The following is a 13,883-nucleotide window of genomic DNA, read 5'->3' on the forward strand; positions in this document are numbered from 1 at the left end:
GTGGCATGCGACGCATCATGCGCGAGGGCTACTGACACCGTTCTGTCAGTAGCCCTCGCCAGGGAAGAAGAAATGAGAAGAATCGAGTTGCTTCAGCGGGAGGTCGCCAGCGGTGCGCCGGCCTTGCCAGCTGCCGCAGTCTCGGCAGTCTCGGCAGCCTCCACGCCTTCCAACTGCGCCGCATAGCGCCGCGCCAGCACGGCACACAGCATCAGCTGCATCTGGTGGAACAGCATGATGGGCAACAGCACCACCGCTGCACCGCTGCCGGCAAACAGCACCGAGGCGATGGGGATGCCGGAGGCCAGCGACTTCTTGGATCCGCAGAAGACCAGCACGATCTCGTCGCCGCGCGGCATCTTCAGGGCGCGTGCGCCGAAGGTGGTGATCAACAGGACCGCGCCCAGCAGCACCGCATTGACCAGCACCAGCAAGGCCAGCTGGCCCGGCGGGAACAGGTGCCACACGCCCTGTGCCACCGCCACGCTGAAGGCGGCATAGACCGACAGCAGGATGCCGCCGCGATCGACCACGTTGACGATCACCTTGTGCCGGTTGATCCACTCACCGATCCAGCGCCGCATCAGGTTGCCCAGCACGAAGGGCAGCAGCAGTTGCAGCAGGATGCTCAGCACCTGCGAGAAACCGTTGCCCTCGTGATGACGATGCAGCAGCAGCGTTACCAGCAGCGGGGTGATCACGATGCCCAGCAGGTTGGACGCCGTGGCGCCGCAGATCGCTGCCGGCACGTTGCCACGGGCGATGGAGGTGAAGCCGATCGAGGACTGCACCGTCGACGAGAGCGTGCAGACGAACAGCACCCCCATCCACAGTTGCGGTGTCAGCAGGTCCGGCACCGCGCTCTTGAGCGCCAGGCCCAGCAGCGGGAACAGGATGAAGGTCGACGCCAGCGTCAGGAGGTGTAGGCGCGGCTGCTTCAGACCTGACAGCGCCGCCTCGCGCGAGAGCTTGGCCCCGTGCAGGAAGAACAGCAGCGAGATGGCTGCATTGCTGGCCAGGTGCATGAAATGCTCGAAACTCCCGGTGGCCGGGAACAGCGTGGCCAGCAGCACGGTGCCGATGAGCAACTGGGTGAAGCGGTCGGGGAGGAAGCGGTTCATGGCATTCTCGCGAAGGGATGGAGGGTTTGTCGCCATGATAGGAAATCCCGCTGCCATCGGGAACCCCTCTGATCACGTTGACTGTCATCGGAAAGTCCGATGATAATGCCCCATGCTCAATCCGCTCTGGCTCCAGACCTTTTCCACCGCCGCCGCCTCGGCCAGCTTCACCGAGGCCGGGCGCCAGCTCGGGCTGACCCAGTCGACCGTGAGCGATCACATCCGCCGGCTGGAAGAAAGCCTGGGCCGGCGCCTGTTCGTGCGCGATACCCACTCCCTGGCGCTGACGGCAGACGGCGAGAGCCTGCTGGTGCATGCGCGCCTGATCCTGCAGGCACATGCCCGTGCCGAAGCCCAGTTCAGCGCCCCGCGCCTGCGCGGTCGGGTCCGTTTCGGTACTTCCGACGATCTCGCCATGGGGCCGTTGCCGGACATGCTGGCGGCGTTCCGCAGCCAGCATCCCGAAGTGGAACTGGAGATCACCATCGGCCTGACCAGCGATCTCTATGCCTCGCTGGACCAGGGCAAGCTGGATTTGCTGGTGGGCAAGCGTCGGGCCGGCGAATCGCGCGGCCACAGCATGTTTTCCACGCCCATGCAGTGGCTGACCCGGCCCGACACCCTGGTGGACCTGTCCGAGCCGCTACCCCTGATATTGCTGCCGGAACCCAGCATCACCCGCGCCGCCACCCTGCAGGCGCTGGGAAAGTCCGGTCATCACTGGCGCATCGTCTGCACCAGCGGCAGTCACGCCGGCTGCATGGCCGCCGCGCGCGGCGGGCTGGGGCTGGCGGCCTTGCCGCAGCACCTTGCCTCGCGTGACCTGGTCACGCCGATCAATCATGCGGCGCTACCGCGCCTGCCCGATGTGGAATATGTGGCGCTGACCGCACGCCGCCTGTCGCGGCCGGCCGATACGCTGTACCAGATCCTGATGTCGAGCCGCCTCAGCCGCGGCTGAGCGCCCGGCGCTTCAGTCCGCCTCGACCACCAGCGCCGGCTGGTCCAGGGCGCGGATGCGGCGGTCCACGAAGTAGCCGCCAGCTTCCATGTAGCGCAGGTAGTGGCGCGCGCATCGGCTGCAGCGGGCGATGTTGCAGCGGTTGTAGGGATACCAGGCCGGCGCGATGGGCGCCGTCGGCGAATCGTAGCGGGTGCCCTCGGGGTGATATTCGGTAAAGGTAGGTTCGGCGTAGGGATCGGTGATCAGCGTGGCAACGTCGACCAGCTGGGTCTCCGGCAGGGACAGCGGCAGGCTGATCCAGCCGCTGCTGTCGACCGCGCGGCAATTGCAGTCCTCGGTAATGCCGGCGCTACGTTCGGCAAGTTCGCGCAACAGCGGGGGCGCGGCATGGGGAAGCAGATCTTGCATGGGAGAGAAAGGTCGGGCCTGTGGATAAATGCAAGTGTAACGGTATAAATGATTTATCCACAGGCGCGATGCCGCGGCATCATTTTTTCGGGTTGTAGCGGATGTCGCCCTCGAACAGCTGCGCGGTACCACCGCCGAGGTCGGACTGCACCGGCCATACTTCATGCCCGATGCGCAGCTCGGTGCCTTCGTATATCGCCTTGGCCACGATGATGCGGGCATCTTCGGCGGCCACCATGTCTTCCTTCATCTGCCCCACTTCTTCCAGCAGCACCTTGACCTCGTAGGCCAGCGCCTTGCGCTTGTCGCTGGTCTCGTGCAGCAGCTCAGGGGTGGCCTTCTCGGGATTGAGCTTGTAGTAGCTCTGCTGTTTGATGGTACGGTCCAGTTCAGCCACCTTGCGGGTGTATTCCTGTTCCTTGATAGCGATCTTTTCTTCGAGGTAGGGGTCCAGACCCACCTGGATGCGGGTATGGGTGGTGGTGGAGGCGCCGATCACGTTGGCGCGGATGATGTTGGTGGCTTCCACGCGGCCGCCGATGATGTGGCCGGTGCGCGGATTACCCTTGCCCACCGTGATTTCGTTACCGGCCAGCAGCTCGCAATGGCGCGCATTGCCCAGCACCAGGATATCTTCGGCCGCCTCGATGTGGGCGCTCTCGGCAAACATCACCTGCACCGATTTCTGCGAACTGATGCGCGAGGCGATGGCGGTGGTGCCGGCCTGGGCCGTCACGCCTTCGCTGTGGCCGATCACGCCGCCCTTGACGGTGACGCTGCCGCCAGCGACGATCTCGGCCGCCTCCACCGTGCCGTTGACCACCACGTCGCCGCCCACGTGCAGCTTCATGCCGGTCAGCACGTCACCGGAGACACGCACCGTGCCCTCGAACGTCAGGTTGCCGGTGGACAGGTCGACGTTCTCCACATCCAGCACCGGATTGACCTTCACGCCGTTCTTGATCACCGTCGGCTGGCCCGGCACGAGCGCCACCAGCAGATTGGGATCGTCCTCGCTGGGTTCGGCGCCGATGCTTTCCTTGGCGAAGCCCACATCGGCGATCGGTCGCGCCGGCACCTTGCCGCCGCGGATGTCGATGCCATCCTTGCCAGGCACCGGAGGAATGCGGCGCATCAGTGGATCGCCCACCTTCACCAGCAGGATATGACCCATGTCGGCGTAGGAGACCACGGCATCTTCGTCGATGTCGGCCAGTTCCTCTTCCTTTTCTTCCAGCAAGCTTTCGAAACGGGCCGGCTCGGCGGGTGTGGGCATCAGGCCCTCGGCCACCACCAGCTTGTTGCAGAAGCCGGCCGACAGTGCCCCGCGCAACTGCTCGTGCAGGATGCCATAGGTGATGCCGGCGGCGCGGATCGCATTGACCACTTCCACGCTCTTGGCGCGACCGCCGTAGGGCGGCACCAGGGTCAGCGAGGCCGTCATCAGGTCGTCCGCCACTTCCAGCGAAAACTCGCCGTCACGTCGCTCGGCGATGACCTGGGTGACCGACTCCTTGGCGTCTTCTGCCTTGCGTACGAAGGCATTGAGCACCGAGTCCTGGAAGAACAGCTTGGTCAGGCCATGATCGGTCATGGCCTGCTTCAGGAAGGCCAGGGTCAGCGGTGGAAAGCCCGCCGTCGGGGTAAATGTTGCGCTCAGTTCGCCGCTGGCCCTGTCGAACGCAAACGACAGCGGTTGCGGAGTTGCTTGGTTCATGCTGTTCCTCGATGAATGGCTGCACCGGGTCTGCCACGGATGTGCACAGGTCGCCTGGGACGCCGTGGTGTCCGCCGTGGTGTCTTTTCATGCGAAGGGGGGCGCATGGCATCGTCGCTTCATCTGCGCATTCCTGCGTACGCCGGACCGCAAAAAAGCGGTGACGCCACCCCCTGGCGCAATACAGCTGACATTGTAATGTGGCAAGATGATCCAGTAATTTGACTGATAGCACAAGTTTTGCCGACTTTGGCTCTAGATTAGGCTCTTATCGTTGGTTTTATGTTAAGTACCCAAATAGAAGACTTCAAGGGTGACCACGCCCGCCACCGCGCCGGACGTGTCAGCACGCTGGTCAGCATCGTGGTCAATATCGTACTGGTGATGCTGCAGGTCACGGCCGGCGTGTTCACCGGTTCGCAGGCGCTGATCGCCGATGGCATCCATTCGCTGTCGGATCTGGTCTCGGATTTCGTGGTGCTGCTGGCCGGGCACCACAGCCGCAAGCAGGCCGACGACGATCACCAGTATGGTCACCAGCGTTACGAGAATGCCGCCTCCCTGGCGCTGGGGGCCTTGCTGCTGGCCGTCGGCCTGGGCATGCTGGTCTCGGCGGCGCAGAAGATCCAGCATTACGGGCACACCCCGCCGGTGCACATTACGGCCCTGTGGGTGGCGCTGGTGGCCCTGCTGGCCAAGGAACTGCTGTTCCGCTACATGCTGCGCATCGCCGAGCGTGTGCGCTCCAGCATGCTGGTGGCCAATGCCTGGCATGCGCGTTCGGACGCCGCATCCTCGCTGGTGGTAGCGCTGGGCATCGTCGGCAGCCTGGCCGGTTTCACCCTGCTCGATCCGGTGGCCGCAGCCGTGGTCGGCCTGATGGTGGTGCGCACCGGCTGGGGCTTCTTCTGGAGCGCCCTGCACGACCTGATGGACCGTGCCGTCTCGACCGAAGAGGCAGAGGCAATCCGCGCCACCATCCTCGCCACCCCGGGCGTGCACGGCCTGCACGACTTGCGCACCCGGCGCATGGGCGACATGACGCTGGTGGACGTGCACCTGGAAATCAACGGGGCGCTGAGCGTCACGCAAGGCCACGCGATTGCCACCGATGCCCGGCGCCGGGTGCTGGATGCGCATCATGTGCTGGATGTGATGACCCACGTGGACCCGATCGAAACCCCGGGAGAAGCGGCCTCACCGCTTAGCAGCCTTGATGCGCCAGGCCAGGCCGGACTCCGCTAGACCACGCTAGATGTGGCGTGCCGATACGCCGCGTACGCTCATCTAAAGAATCGCAGCAGGGGGCCGTTAGCTAGCGTATCGTCGCCAGCCCCTCTGCGCTCATGAGCCCACTGACCTCCGTGTCGCCGTCGCCGGTCTACACATCCACCACTCCTGCAGCGGTCGCCGCATTCACCAGTAGCAACTCGCCCACCGTCGGCACGGCGTCGTCGACCTCGGCCCCGACCGCTACTGCCACTTCCGGCGCCAGCGCCCGTCCCCCGGCGCCCGTGCTCCCCCTCTATTCGGCGTCCGGACGGTTGAGTGAGGCGCCTGCATCCATGCCGCCGATATGGGAGAGCCGTCAGGGCGACACGCTCTCGACCCTGATGGCGCGCAACATCGGCGCCGGCCAGATGAGCGAGCGCTGGACCGGTCTGGGCAAGGCCCTGCTGGACCAGGCCAGCCTGGGGGGCGGCAGCTACTCGCAGTCGGTGTTGCTGTCGACCACGGCGACTCAGGGCAACAGCGATGTGCAGGCGGTCCTGCGTGATCAACTGCATCGATTCGCCAGCCAGCGCGTCGATCTTTCGTTGACCACCCAATCGGGGGCGCGCATCGAGCTCCATCTCGCTGCCAACGCCGACGGCATCGCCGTCGATTTCAAGCTGGCCCAGGGTACGCTGGACGATGACGATCGCGCTGCCATGAGCGCGCTGGGCGATGCCTTCGAGCAGGCGCTCAAGGGGCTGGCTGCCCAGCCGCCCACGCTGGCCCTGGATGGCCTGATGCACCTGGACCAGCAGCATCTGGCCGCCATCGACCTCAACGCCACGCTGGGGGACGCTCTGCAGGTGCAACTGCATGCCGATGCCAGCCAGCGCAGTGTCACTGCCACCAGTGCCGCCGGCACCATGAAGGTCGCCGTCGATGCCACCAGCGAGACCCTCGCTGGCAGCGCGCAGCAACGCCAGCGTGCCATCGCCAGTTACCTGCAGCAGTTCGATGCCGCCACCCGTCGCGGCCATGGCGATGCCGCCCTTGCCGACTTGTTCAAGGATGCCTTCGCCCAGTTGCATGGCGGCAGCACGACGCCGACGCGTCCCGGCGATCTATCGGCACCGGCGCTGGTCGCCGATCTCAACGATCGTCGTATGTTGTCGGGACTGGCCGATTTCACGGCCTCCATCACCGGCGCCAGCGCGGCACCCAATCCCCTGCGGCGCGACGAGGTGGATGGTTTCGATTATCAGGTCTCGCAGCACACCAGCCTGTCCGGTGCGCGCCAGGCTGACCGATCCATCGTGCAGCAGGTGCAGGCCCGGCTCAAGGCGTCCTACCACCAATCCCTGCAAGCCGACCTGCCGTTGCGGCTGGGGACCGATCGTCAATCGCAGAACTACACCTACCACCAGATCGACGACCAGGCCGACAGCCGGCTGGAGATCGGCTACCGCCTCGGTTACATGACGCAGGCCCGCCTGCAGCAATCAGCCAGCCAGGACAGTCGTGTCAGCAAGTACGTACTCGGTCAGCTGGTTAGCCAGAGCCACACCCCCTTGCAGGCCCAGATCGTGCGCGACTTTGCCGCCCAGTTGCAGGACGGCAAGGAGGCCCGTGCCGCCGATGGGGCCTACCGGCGCAGCCGGCTGCTCGACGGCATCAGTGCGCTGGGTCTGCTGCAGGCCGATCCGGACCAGGTCCGTCGCAACGGCACGCAGCTGCTCGCCGAATGAGCGGCGCATAGAGGCCCGGAGCGAGACGAGGCGTGCCGCCATTCTTTCTGTTGCAGCGACCGCCACAACAACTTGTCTAGCCCAACCGTCTTCGTTTAGAATCCGGACTTCTCTTTGGGGAGTAGCCAGCTTCCGGGTCATCCGGAAGAGCCCGTGTCAACATTCTCGGCAACATCTTGCCGTGGCGCGGGTAGCCAATCAGGTAGGCGAGACCATAGACGTATCCTGCGGCCAGGCTGGGCGCGCAGGCACGTCCATGGACTTCGCCCGGCCAAGGAATCCCCTTCATGAATTTCCCCGCACTTCTTCTCCTCGCACTTGCGATGTCTACTGACGCCTTTGCGGCAGCCATCGGCAAGGGTGCCGCCATGCAGAAGCCGCGCTTCCTGCAAGCCCTGCGCATCGGTCTTCTGTTTGGTGTGATCGAGGCCATCACCCCGCTGATCGGCTGGTTCGCCGGTTCGGTCGCCACCAAATGGGTGTCGGAATGGGATCACTGGATCGCCTTCACGCTGCTGCTGGTGCTGGGCGCGCGCATGATCCGCGAAGGCCTGAGCGAGGACGATGAAGCCGACGCCGCCCCGCAAAAGCAATCGGTGGTGATGCTGGCCCTCACCGCGGTCGCCACCAGCATCGATGCCATGGCCGTAGGCGTGGGCCTGGCCTTCATCGACGTCAACATCCTGGAAGCGGCCTTACTGATTGGCCTGGCCACCACCACCATGGTCACCATCGGCGTGATGGTCGGTCGCGTGCTCGGTCACCTCATCGGCAAGCGCGCCGAGATCATCGGTGGGGTGGTGCTGATCGGTGTCGGCGCGGCGATTCTGTATGAACACCTTAGCCGCGCAGGCGGTTGAATTCAGTCCGGCGCGACATCTGCGCCGGGGGCGGCCTTCGCGGCCCTGGCCGCACAGTAGTCGGCGGCCATCAGGCGAAACGCGGTCACCGCCGGATTGTCCTGGTCGGCGCGCCAGGCCATGCTCATTTCCGCTCGCGGCACCTCGCCGGCCAGCGGGCGGAACTCCACCCGGTCGTAATGGAAGCGCTGGGCCGAGGCCGGCAGGATGCCTACGCCCAGGCCGGCCCTGACCAGCGAGAGGATGGTGTGGCTCTGGTCGATGTATTGGGTGAAGTCGGGTTTGACATCGGCCGCGCCGAGCATGGCCATGATACGTTCGTAGAAATACTTGCCATGCGTGGGTGAATGCATGATGAAGGGCTGGCCGTCCAGTTGCGCCGTGGCCACCTCCGCATGGCGTGCCAGCGCATGGCCCTTGGGCATGGCCAGTACCAGCGGCTCGTCGTCCACCAGGGCCAGCTCCAGCGGCTGGCGCGACGACAGGGGCCGCAGAAAACCGATGTCGATGGTATTGGCGGTGAAGGCCTCCAGCTGCGCCACCGAGATCAGTTCGAACAGCACCACGTCGATCTCCGGCAATTGCTGGCGCGCCTGCATCAGCAGTTCCGGGATCAATTCATAGCCGGCGGCGCCGGTGAAGCCCACCCGCACGCGCCCGGTCTTGCCCTCGCTGGCGCGGCGCACCGTGCTCTCGGCCTGTTCGGAGAGCTGCAGCAGGCGCGAGGCGTCGGCCAGGAACACACGCCCTTCGGTAGTCAGCCGCACCGTGCGGCCAACCCGTTCAAACAATTGCACGCCCAGCTTGTGCTCCAGCAGATGGATCTGGCGCGACAGCGGTGGCTGTGTCATGTTCAGCAGGGCCGCTGCGCGACGGAAGTTGAGTTCGGTCGCAGCGACCACGAAACAACGGACTTGAGCCAGATCGAGCATGGGGATTCGCCTGTGAAGAGTGCGCCTGCATTATAGGCGCACTCCCTGTTGCGGCCGGCTGGCCTCAGGTGGTCAGGCTGCCTTCCGGGCGCAGGCCGGCCAGGCCCTGTTCCAGGCTGGCCAGGACCATTTCGCCCATGGCAGTACGCGACTCCACCGTGGCGCTGGCGCGGTGCGCCTGCAGCACCACCTGGTCCATCTGCAGCAGGGCGGCCGGCACGTTGGGTTCATCCACGAATACATCCAGACCGGCCCCGGCGATGACCCTGCGCTGCAGGGCATCGACCAGATCCTCTTCCACCACCAGCTTGCCGCGTGCGATGTTGATGAGCACGCCCTCGCGCCCCAGTGCGTCGAGCACCGCGGCATTGACGATGCCCTGCGCCTTGTCGGCGGCGGCGGCCAGCACCAGCACATCGCTCTCGCGCGCCAGTTGCAGCAGGTCAGCAATGAAACGGTGCGGCAGGTCGTCCATGGCACGCAGGTCGGTATAGGCAATCGGGCAGCCGAATGCAGTGGCGCGCTTCGCGATGGCGCGCCCCACCTTGCCCATGCCGACGATGCCCACGCGCTTGCCACTCAGGCGTCGTGCCAGCGGGATCGCCGCCGGCGAGGGATGACGCACCCAGTCGCCACGCTGGACGAAGGCATGGCCGGGACAGATCTGGCGGCACACCGCCAGCATCAGGCCCAGCGCCAGGTCGGCCACGTCTTCGGTGAGCGCGCCGAAGGTACCGGTCACCGGCAAGCCTTTGCTGCGCGCATGGTTCAGATCCACGGCATCGGTACCTACGCCATTGACGGCCACCACCTTCAATGCCGGCAGCTGATCCATCAGCGTATTGCTGATGCCGGTGTGACCGCCCGTGATCACACCTTCGATGACCGCGGCGTGACGGGCGATATAGGCTTCCTTGTCCTCCTGCTCGAACAGGCGATGCATGTGGTACAGGCTTTCCAGCTTGTCGTTGATGGCCGGGACCAGGATGGGATTGAGTTGCAGCACGTGGCGTTTCATGGGGAGACTCCTTCTCGTTCGATGGCAATGCCGGCGGATGATGCGGTCATTCGGGGAGCGCGTCCAATCCGAAAAGGCTATCAATTGATTCAGGAATTGGTGAGCGATCAGGTATCAGCATCGATTCAATCTGCACATCACCTGATAGCCAGAAAAGATTGGACGGTATTGCAGTGCACGGCCATGATTCCCAGCGTCGGCCATCCCGAGACGGCCGCCGAGAACGTCGGGCGCCAATATCTCCCTTTGCCGGGAAGCACAACAAAGCCCGCCACCCGCAATGGAGACAAGCATGCACCTGCGATCGCACCGGACGGGCAGGGCGCTGCCGCCCTGAAGGCGGCACCGTCATCTTCCCGCCGCCAATAACGATAACCACGAGACACGCCACAAGGAGTCCGACGATGAATCATGTCGACGCCGCCGACCAGGTCGGCCGCCACCGTTCAGCCGTATCCGCCGCATCCGCCGCATCTGCAACTTCAGCCACCTCTGCCGCTGCCACCCTGCAAAAGCCTACCCGCTACCGCTGGGTGGTGATGGGCCTGATCTTCCTGATCTGGGCCATCGCCTGTGCCGACCGCGCCAACTTCGGCATCGCCCTGCCTTACATGAAAAAGGAGTACGGCATTTCCAACACCGAGGCCGGCCTCATCGTGAGCCTGTTCTCCTTCGCCTATGGTTTCGTGCAGATTCCGGTCGGCCTGATGTACAAGCGGCTGAGCGAAAAGACCACCGGCATCCTGTTTTCGGTGTTCATGCTGCTGACCTCGCTGTTTACCGGCCTGATGGGGACCACCTCCTCGGTACTGCTGCTGCAGCTCTACCGGGTCGGCCTGGGCCTATCGGAAGGCCCGTTGGGCATCGGCTGTACCAATGTCATCAATCGCTGGTTCCCGCCGGAAGAAAAGGGAACTGCCACCGGGCTCTGGATCGCCGCCTCCAAGCTGGGACCGCTGATCGTGCCCACCGTGTGCATCATCGTCATCCAGCTCTGGGGCTGGCGTGAAATCTTCTACGTCTTTGCCGTGCCGGGCATTTTCCTGGCCATCCTGTGGCTGTTCCTGGTGACCAATTCCCCGGGCGACAACCGTTTCTGCAACGAAGCCGAACGCCGCTACATCAGCCAGGATGCTCCCGCCAGCAATGCGAACACCAACGCCGCCGGCAGCAAGCCCCTGGTGGGTGCCCAGGTCACGCCCATACCCTGGCTGGACGGCATCAACCGCACCCGCCGCGTGCCGCGCCTGGAAACACTGCGCCAGGTCTTCACCTCCTGGAACGTGATCGGCGTGGCCCTGGGTTACGGGTGCATGATCGGCATCAGCAATATCTTCATGTCCTGGATTCCGACCTACCTGGTCACGGTCAAGGGCTTCGCCTCGGTCAAGATGGGCTTCCTGGCATCGGCACCCTTCATTGGCGCGGTGGCCGGCAACATGCTGGGCGGCATCATCTCGGACCGTCTCCTCGGTGGCCGCCGCAAGCCCATGATGCTGCTCGGTGCACTGGGTACTGCGGCGATGACGCTGCTGCTGGTGGAAGCGCCCGACAGCGTGCTCTACCTGGGCGCCATGCTGATGCTCTCCGGCCTGATGCTGGGCATCGGCTTTGCCGGTTATTCCGCCTATCCCATGGGGCTGGCCACCAAGGCCACCTATCCGACCGCCTTTGGCATCGTCAATTCGCTGGGCCAGATCGGTGGCGCCTGCGCGCCGCTGGCGGTGGGCATGTTGCTGGACCGCTATGACTGGACCAGCGTATTCCTCTACATGGTCGGCACCTCGTTGCTGTGCCTGGTGCTGCTCTTGAGCGTGGTCGAGCCGATCACGGTGAGAAAGGTAGGGGAGGAAGCCTGAGCCTTGCTTCGGCACCTTACCCGGGCCCGCCATCGCGCGGGCTTTTTCATGCGGGATAAATATCCATAGGATATTAATTCGAGTCGAATTATATATTGGACAAATGGTAGCACCCGAGGCACTCTTAGCCTCCCATTTTCCCTAAGCAGCCCTGAGGAGACACCCATCATGCCGACCTATCGTTCCTATACCACCACCCAGGGCCGCAACATGGCCGGCGCGCGCGCGCTGTGGCGCGCCACCGGCATGAAGGATGGCGATTTCACCAAGCCCATCATCGCCGTGGTCAACTCCTTCACCCAGTTCGTGCCCGGTCACGTGCACCTGAAGGACCTGGGCCAGCTGGTGGCCCGCGAGATCGAGGCGGCCGGTGGTGTGGCCAAGGAATTCAACACCATCGCCGTCGATGACGGCATCGCCATGGGCCACGACGGCATGCTGTACTCGCTGCCCTCGCGCGACCTGATCGCCGACTCGGTCGAATACATGGTCAATGCCCACTGCGCTGACGCCATGGTGTGCATCTCCAACTGCGACAAGATCACCCCGGGCATGCTGATGGCCGCCATGCGCCTGAACATCCCCGTGGTCTTCGTCTCCGGCGGCCCGATGGAAGCCGGCAAGGTCATCAAGACCGTCAACACCGACAAGAAGGTCATCAAGCTGGACCTGGTGGACGCCATGATCCAGGCTGGCGACCAGAACATCTCGGACGCCGACGTGGCCGAAGTGGAACGCTCGGCCTGTCCGACCTGCGGTTCCTGCTCGGGCATGTTCACCGCCAACTCGATGAACTGCCTGACCGAAGTGCTGGGCCTGTCGCTGCCGGGCAATGGCACCATCGTCGCCACCCACGCCGACCGCAAGGAACTGTTCCTGCGCGCCGGCCGCCTGATCGTCGAACTGGCCAAGCGCCACTACGAGCAGGACGACTATTCCATCCTGCCGCGCAACATCGCCACCAAGGAAACCTGGGAAAACGCCATGACCCTGGACGTGTCCATGGGCGGTTCCACCAATACCGTGCTGCACCTGCTGGCGGCCGCGCACGAGGCCAAGGTCGAATTCACCATGGCCGACATCGACCGCATCTCGCGCAAGGTCCCTTGCCTGTGCAAGGTCGCGCCGATGACCAACAAGTACCACATCGAAGACGTGCACCGCGCCGGCGGCATCATCTCCATCCTGGGCGAACTGGCCCGCGCCGGTCTGCTGGATACCTCGCGCCCCACCGTGCACAGCAAGACCCTGGGCGAAGCCATCGAGAAATACGACATCCGCGTCTCCAGCGATCCCGCCGTGCACAAGCTGTTCCGCGCAGCACCCGGTGGCGTTCCCACCCAGGTGGCGTTCTCGCAGGAAGAGCGTTTCGCCGACAACGACCTGGACCGCGCCAACGGCTGCATCCGTGACCGCGAGCACGCCTACTCGCAGGATGGCGGCCTGGCCGTCCTGTACGGCAACATCGCCGAGAAGGGTTGCATCGTCAAGACCGCCGGCGTGGATGAAAGCATCCTCAAGTTCTCCGGCACGGCCCGCGTGTTCGAAAGCCAGGACGCCGCCGTCGAAGGCATCCTGGGTGACAAGGTCAAGGCCGGCGACGTGGTCATCGTGCGCTACGAAGGTCCCAAGGGCGGCCCCGGCATGCAGGAAATGCTGTACCCCACCTCGTACATCAAGTCCAAGGGCCTGGGCAAGGCTTGCGCCCTGTTCACCGATGGCCGCTTCTCCGGCGGCTCCTCGGGCCTGGTGATCGGCCACGCCTCGCCGGAAGCGGCCGAAGGCGGCGCCATCGGCCTGGTGGAAGAGGGAGACCTGATCGACATCGACATTCCCAACCGCAGTATCAACCTGCGCGTGACGGCGGACGACCTGGCCAAGCGCCGCGCTGCCATGGAGGCCCGTGGCGATGCAGCCTGGAAGCCGGCCGAGCGCACCCGCGTGGTGTCGCAGGCGCTGCAGGCCTATGCCGCGCTGACCACCTCGGCCGATCGCGGTGCAGTGCGCGACCTGTCGCAACTGAAGCGCTGAGAAGTGTCCACGT

General features: G+C 64.7%; 13 protein-coding genes and 1 riboswitch. Of the genes, 8 read left to right on the top strand and 5 right to left on the bottom strand.

What is annotated here, in order from left to right; translation table 11 throughout:
- Window positions 1–92: 92 nt before the first annotated feature.
- Complete coding sequence (locus VE092_RS00795) at window positions 93–1,121, bottom strand: bile acid:sodium symporter family protein (RefSeq protein ID WP_324872851.1); 1,029 nt, start codon at window positions 1,119–1,121, stop codon at window positions 93–95.
- A gap of 112 nt (window positions 1,122–1,233) precedes the next feature.
- On the opposite strand from VE092_RS00795, the gene VE092_RS00800 reads away from it, so the two are divergent.
- A complete protein-coding gene (locus VE092_RS00800; RefSeq protein WP_324872853.1) occupies window positions 1,234–2,082 on the top strand; it encodes a LysR family transcriptional regulator in 849 nt (282 codons plus the stop codon).
- Window positions 2,083–2,094: 12 nt separating this feature from the next.
- Here the strand turns inward: VE092_RS00800 and VE092_RS00805 are convergent, their stop codons facing one another.
- Together VE092_RS00805 and VE092_RS00810 are read right to left on the bottom strand one after the other, a co-directional pair.
- Window positions 2,095–2,493, bottom strand: coding sequence for a hypothetical protein (locus VE092_RS00805; protein ID WP_324872856.1), 399 nt, complete (start codon window positions 2,491–2,493; stop codon window positions 2,095–2,097).
- Window positions 2,494–2,572: 79 nt separating this feature from the next.
- Entirely contained in the window at window positions 2,573–4,210 is a 1,638-nt protein-coding gene (locus tag VE092_RS00810) for a FapA family protein (protein ID WP_324872858.1), read from the bottom strand.
- Here VE092_RS00810 and VE092_RS00815 point away from each other — a divergent pair.
- The 4 genes from VE092_RS00815 (at window position 4,209) to mntP (ending at window position 8,030) form a co-directional block, all read left to right on the top strand.
- On the top strand, window positions 4,209–4,409 hold the full coding sequence (locus VE092_RS00815; RefSeq protein ID WP_324872859.1) for a hypothetical protein: 201 nt from the start codon (window positions 4,209–4,211) through the stop codon (window positions 4,407–4,409). The genes VE092_RS00810 and VE092_RS00815 overlap by 2 nt on opposite strands.
- Before the next feature lie 83 nt (window positions 4,410–4,492).
- Window positions 4,493–5,455, top strand: a complete 963-nt coding sequence (locus VE092_RS00820) for a cation diffusion facilitator family transporter (protein WP_324872861.1) — start codon at window positions 4,493–4,495, stop codon at window positions 5,453–5,455.
- A gap of 320 nt (window positions 5,456–5,775) precedes the next feature.
- Window positions 5,776–7,170 carry a hypothetical protein gene (locus VE092_RS00825; protein WP_324872863.1) on the top strand — a complete coding sequence of 465 codons (1,395 nt, stop codon included), beginning with the start codon at window positions 5,776–5,778 and terminating at the stop codon, window positions 7,168–7,170.
- 102 nt (window positions 7,171–7,272) lie between these two features.
- A riboswitch (yybP-ykoY riboswitch) is annotated at window positions 7,273–7,446 on the top strand.
- An 11-nt stretch (window positions 7,447–7,457) separates the two neighbouring features.
- The gene (gene mntP, locus VE092_RS00830) at window positions 7,458–8,030 is read left to right on the top strand and encodes a manganese efflux pump MntP (RefSeq protein WP_324872865.1); all 573 of its coding nucleotides are present in this window, start codon (window positions 7,458–7,460) and stop codon (window positions 8,028–8,030) included.
- Window positions 8,031–8,032: 2 nt separating this feature from the next.
- Here mntP and VE092_RS00835 read toward each other — a convergent pair whose 3' ends face one another.
- Entirely contained in the window at window positions 8,033–8,962 is a 930-nt protein-coding gene (locus VE092_RS00835) for a LysR family transcriptional regulator (RefSeq protein ID WP_324872867.1), read from the bottom strand.
- A gap of 64 nt (window positions 8,963–9,026) precedes the next feature.
- Window positions 9,027–9,980, bottom strand: a complete 954-nt coding sequence (locus VE092_RS00840; protein ID WP_324872869.1) for a 2-hydroxyacid dehydrogenase — start codon at window positions 9,978–9,980, stop codon at window positions 9,027–9,029.
- Between VE092_RS00840 and VE092_RS00845 the strand changes: the two genes are divergently transcribed.
- From VE092_RS00845 to ilvD, 3 genes are all read left to right on the top strand, one after another.
- The gene (locus VE092_RS00845; protein ID WP_324872871.1) at window positions 9,960–10,349 is read left to right on the top strand and encodes a hypothetical protein; all 390 of its coding nucleotides are present in this window, start codon (window positions 9,960–9,962) and stop codon (window positions 10,347–10,349) included. The two genes, VE092_RS00840 and VE092_RS00845, sit on opposite strands and share 21 nt — an antisense overlap.
- A gap of 35 nt (window positions 10,350–10,384) precedes the next feature.
- Window positions 10,385–11,839, top strand: a complete 1,455-nt coding sequence (locus VE092_RS00850) for an MFS transporter (protein WP_324872872.1) — start codon at window positions 10,385–10,387, stop codon at window positions 11,837–11,839.
- Window positions 11,840–12,007: 168 nt separating this feature from the next.
- Window positions 12,008–13,870: a dihydroxy-acid dehydratase gene (ilvD, locus tag VE092_RS00855; RefSeq protein WP_324872874.1), complete on the top strand. Its 1,863-nt coding sequence runs from the start codon at window positions 12,008–12,010 to the stop codon at window positions 13,868–13,870.
- Window positions 13,871–13,883: the final 13 nt, after the last annotated feature.

The sequence above is a fragment of the Herbaspirillum sp. genome (genome assembly GCF_035644555.1).
Lineage (GTDB): Bacteria > Pseudomonadota > Gammaproteobacteria > Burkholderiales > Burkholderiaceae_D > Herbaspirillum.

Bases quoted from the DNA above. Each gene is read 5' to 3' on its own strand.
- VE092_RS00795 (WP_324872851.1), bottom strand. From the start codon at position 1,121: ATGAACCGCTTCCTCCCCGACCGCTTCACCCAGTTGCTCATCGGCACC.
- VE092_RS00800 (WP_324872853.1), top strand. From the start codon at position 1,234: ATGCTCAATCCGCTCTGGCTCCAGACCTTTTCCACCGCCGCCGCCTCG.
- VE092_RS00805 (WP_324872856.1), bottom strand. From the start codon at position 2,493: ATGCAAGATCTGCTTCCCCATGCCGCGCCCCCGCTGTTGCGCGAACTT.
- VE092_RS00815 (WP_324872859.1), top strand. From the start codon at position 4,209: ATGCTGTTCCTCGATGAATGGCTGCACCGGGTCTGCCACGGATGTGCA.
- VE092_RS00810 (WP_324872858.1), bottom strand. From the start codon at position 4,210: ATGAACCAAGCAACTCCGCAACCGCTGTCGTTTGCGTTCGACAGGGCC.
- VE092_RS00820 (WP_324872861.1), top strand. From the start codon at position 4,493: ATGTTAAGTACCCAAATAGAAGACTTCAAGGGTGACCACGCCCGCCAC.
- VE092_RS00825 (WP_324872863.1), top strand. From the start codon at position 5,776: ATGCCGCCGATATGGGAGAGCCGTCAGGGCGACACGCTCTCGACCCTG.
- mntP (WP_324872865.1), top strand. From the start codon at position 7,458: ATGAATTTCCCCGCACTTCTTCTCCTCGCACTTGCGATGTCTACTGAC.
- VE092_RS00835 (WP_324872867.1), bottom strand. From the start codon at position 8,962: ATGCTCGATCTGGCTCAAGTCCGTTGTTTCGTGGTCGCTGCGACCGAA.
- VE092_RS00840 (WP_324872869.1), bottom strand. From the start codon at position 9,980: ATGAAACGCCACGTGCTGCAACTCAATCCCATCCTGGTCCCGGCCATC.
- VE092_RS00850 (WP_324872872.1), top strand. From the start codon at position 10,385: ATGAATCATGTCGACGCCGCCGACCAGGTCGGCCGCCACCGTTCAGCC.
- ilvD (WP_324872874.1), top strand. From the start codon at position 12,008: ATGCCGACCTATCGTTCCTATACCACCACCCAGGGCCGCAACATGGCC.